The organism is Tianweitania sp., assembly GCF_032053605.1.
In the GTDB taxonomy this organism is placed as follows: domain Bacteria; phylum Pseudomonadota; class Alphaproteobacteria; order Rhizobiales; family Rhizobiaceae; genus Tianweitania.
Genome location: NZ_DAMBUH010000077.1, coordinates 13,297 through 16,423, shown reverse-complemented (window position 1 = coordinate 16,423; position 3,127 = coordinate 13,297). Strand labels below are relative to the sequence as shown.

The following is a 3,127-nucleotide window of genomic DNA, read 5'->3' as shown; positions in this document are numbered from 1 at the left end:
AATGGCGAAGAGTTTCTGGATCGCGTGGAGCGCGAAACGGGTCTACAGCTCGAGATTATCGACCGCGAAACGGAAGCGCGGCTGGCCGTGTCCGGCTGCGGATCGCTGGTGGAGCGTGGCACGAAGGCGGTGGTGCTGTTCGATATCGGCGGCGGCTCTTCGGAAATTGCGCTAGTGGATGTGTCCGGCGAGCGGCGGCCCCGTTTGGCGCGCCATATCGTGGCGTGGACCTCCTTGCCGGTGGGCGTGGTTTCCCTGGCCGAACGCTTCGGTGGCCGCACGGTGACGCCCGAAATTTTCCAAGCGATGGTTGCCGATGTGGCCGGGATGCTCGACCGCTTCGATGAGCGCGGTAAGCTTGGTGCCTTGGCGAAAGGGCCGGATTTCCATCTGCTCGGCACCTCCGGCACGGTCACCACGCTGGCCGGCGTGCATCTTGGTCTGGAGCGTTATGACCGCCGCCGTGTCGACGGCTTATGGCTCGATCGCGCGAATGTCGACGCCATGATCGCCAAGCTCGTATCGTGGGATTTCGCCGAGCGGGTTGCCAACCCCTGCATCGGACCGGACCGCGCCGATCTCGTGCTCGCCGGTTGCGCGATCCTGGAAGCGATCCGCGCTGTCTGGCCGTCGGAGCGGCTGCGGGTTGCCGATCGCGGTTTGCGCGAGGGCATTTTAAGTGAACTGATGGGCGACGATGGCGCTTGGCGCCGTCAAACCAACACCAACAATCAGCGGCAGGGTACGCGATGAAACCGCCGAGCAAACGACCGGGTAGTTCGACCGCGGGAAGCGGCGCGCGTGCGCTCAAGACCCGCATCAAGAAGACCAAGCTGAAAAACTCGTCCCGGCGCTGGCTCGAACGGCACCTCAACGACCCCTACGTGCATCGTTCCAAGATGGAAGGCTACCGTGCGCGCTCGGCCTATAAGCTGATCGAGATCGACGACCGCTACCACATCCTGAAAAAGGGACTGCGGGTGATCGACCTTGGCGCGGCTCCGGGCGGCTGGTGCCAGGTTGCGGTTCAGCGCGTCACTTCGAGCGACGAAGACAAGCGCGTCGTCGGCATCGATTATCTCGAAATGGACGAGTTGCCCGGCGTCAAGCTTCTGCAACTCGACTTCCTGGAGGATGAGGCCCCGGCGAGGCTGATGGAAGCGTTGGGCGGGCCGCCGGACATCGTCCTGTCGGATATGGCGGCGCCGACGACCGGCCACAGCCGCACCGATCACATCCGCACCATGCATCTTTGTGAAGTCGCAGCGGATTTCGCGATTTCGGTGCTGAAGCCCGGCGGGCATTTCCTCGCCAAGACCTTCCAGGGCGGCACGGAAAACGAGTTGCTCGATCGCTTGAAGAAGAATTTCAAGTCGGTCCACCACGTCAAGCCGGCAGCCTCGCGCGCCGAGTCCGTCGAGCTTTATCTTCTTGCGCGCGACTTCAAGGGTCGGGCGCCGGAGATCGCGGAAGAGGCGGAAGACGCCGAAGACGTGAGCTAAACCACCGGCGGCTGCTGCGCGACGGGATCCTCCGGCGGTGGCGGTCGCCGATGGCCGGATACATCGCTGCCTGCATGACGATCCATGAAGAAGAAGGGCACGATCGCCAGCATCGAGATCAGGCCGACGATGGTGAAGGCGATGACGAAGGTCGATTGCCCCAGCTGTAAGCCAGTGAAGATCGGTGCGATTTCCAGGATGGCGCCTGCGATGGCCACGCCGATCGCGACGGAAATCTGCTGCGAGGCCGCCGCGATCGCGGTTGCCTGACCCGCATCCTTGTTCTCCACCTCGGCAAACACCAGCGCGTTGGCCGAGGTGAAGAAGAGCGAGCGGAAGAAGCCTGCGAACAGCAGCACCACGGTGATCACCAGATGCGGCGTGGCAGCGGTGAAGAAGCCGTTGGCGATGATCAGGACGCCGCCGATCAGGCCGGCGCCGATCAGGACGGTGCGGAAGCCGCCGAGCCGGAGCAGTGATGGCGCCAGCATCTTCATCATCAGTGCACCGCCGGCCGACGCGAAGGTGAGCAGTCCGGACTGGAACGGCGTCAGGTCGAACACGAGCTGGAAGAACAGCGGCAGCAGGAACGGGATCGCGCCGATGCCGAAGCGGAACAGCGTGCCGCCCATGATCGCGCGCCGGAAGGTCGGGTTGCGAAACATGCGCAGGTCGATGATCGGCGCCGGATGGCGTCGGGCATGGCGGATATAGAACAGGCCTGAAACCAGGCCGACGCCGACCGTCAGCAGGCCCACCCACATCGGAAGAACGGGAAGGCTCGTGACCGACAGGCCGAACACCAGCCCGGATGCCGCGAGCCCCGCCATGACGAAGCCGGCCGCATCGATCCGCGCGCCCTTGATGCCCGGCATTTCCGGCATAATGCGACCGGCGAAATAGATGCCGGCAAGGCCGATCGGCACGTTGATCAGGAAGATCCAGTGCCAGGAGAAGTAGGTGGTGATGAAGCCGCCCACCGGTGGTCCGACCAGCGGGCCGATAAGGCCAGGGATGGTCAAGAGCGCCATGGCATTCACCAGATCGGCCTTCGATGTCGCCCGCACCAGAACGAGGCGCGCAACCGGCGTCATCATCGCGCCGCCCATGCCTTGCAGGAACCGCGCGCCGACAAAGGCACCGAGCGAGCCGGAAAAGGCGCAGGCGATCGAGCCGAGCACGAAAACGGCGATTGCCGTGCGAAACACGGTCTTTGCACCGTAACGATCCGCCATCCAGCCGCTGACCGGGATGAAGATCGCGACCGAAACAAGATAGGCCGTCAGCGCCAGCTTCAGCGCGATCGGGCTCGTTTCAATGTCGCGCGCGATGGCCGGCAGGGAGGTCGAGATCACCGTCGAATCCATGTTCTCCATGAACAAGGCGACGGCCAGCACGATGGGAAGCGCGCGATTGAACCCGGCGGTCTTCACAGGAGGCTGGTTTTCGGCGGAAGAAACACGATCCATAGATGGCTATCTTTGTTGTCCGGGCTTCTTTGGACCGGCATCGAACCCTTCGCAAGGCGTAACGTTGGTGTGAAAGGGATTGCCGGCGCGTTCTGCTCGGCCAGCTTACCGAGCATACCCGCTGCCGTGCCTTGTTTTCGCCAACCCTCATTGCTG

The 3,127-nt window shown here is 63.6% G+C and carries 4 protein-coding genes; 2 read left to right on the top strand and 2 right to left on the bottom strand.

The annotated features are described in order from the left end of the window. Together RTX98_RS15350 and RTX98_RS15345 are read left to right on the top strand one after the other, a co-directional pair. Nucleotides 1–753: Ppx/GppA phosphatase family protein (locus RTX98_RS15350; RefSeq protein WP_416223140.1), on the top strand; the 753-nt coding region annotated here is incomplete at its 5' end. Continuing rightward, entirely contained in the window at nucleotides 750–1,502 is a 753-nt protein-coding gene (locus tag RTX98_RS15345) for an RlmE family RNA methyltransferase (RefSeq protein WP_312797705.1), read from the top strand. The genes RTX98_RS15350 and RTX98_RS15345, both read left to right, overlap by 4 nt. Here the strand turns inward: RTX98_RS15345 and RTX98_RS15340 are convergent. Beyond that, the gene (locus RTX98_RS15340; RefSeq protein WP_416223139.1) at nucleotides 1,499–2,971 is read right to left on the bottom strand and encodes an MFS transporter; all 1,473 of its coding nucleotides are present in this window, start codon (nucleotides 2,969–2,971) and stop codon (nucleotides 1,499–1,501) included. The two genes, RTX98_RS15345 and RTX98_RS15340, sit on opposite strands and share 4 nt — an antisense overlap. Continuing rightward, nucleotides 2,932–3,127, bottom strand: a 196-nt coding sequence (locus tag RTX98_RS15335) for a hypothetical protein (protein WP_312797703.1), incomplete at its 5' end; no start/stop codon positions are given. The genes RTX98_RS15335 and RTX98_RS15340, both read right to left, overlap by 40 nt.

What these genes read in the sequence shown, in the direction of transcription:
- RTX98_RS15345 (WP_312797705.1), top strand. Translation starts at nt 750, where the DNA reads ATGAAACCGCCGAGCAAACGACCGGGTAGTTCGACCGCGGGAAGCGGC.
- RTX98_RS15340 (WP_416223139.1), bottom strand. Translation starts at nt 2,971, where the DNA reads ATGGATCGTGTTTCTTCCGCCGAAAACCAGCCTCCTGTGAAGACCGCC.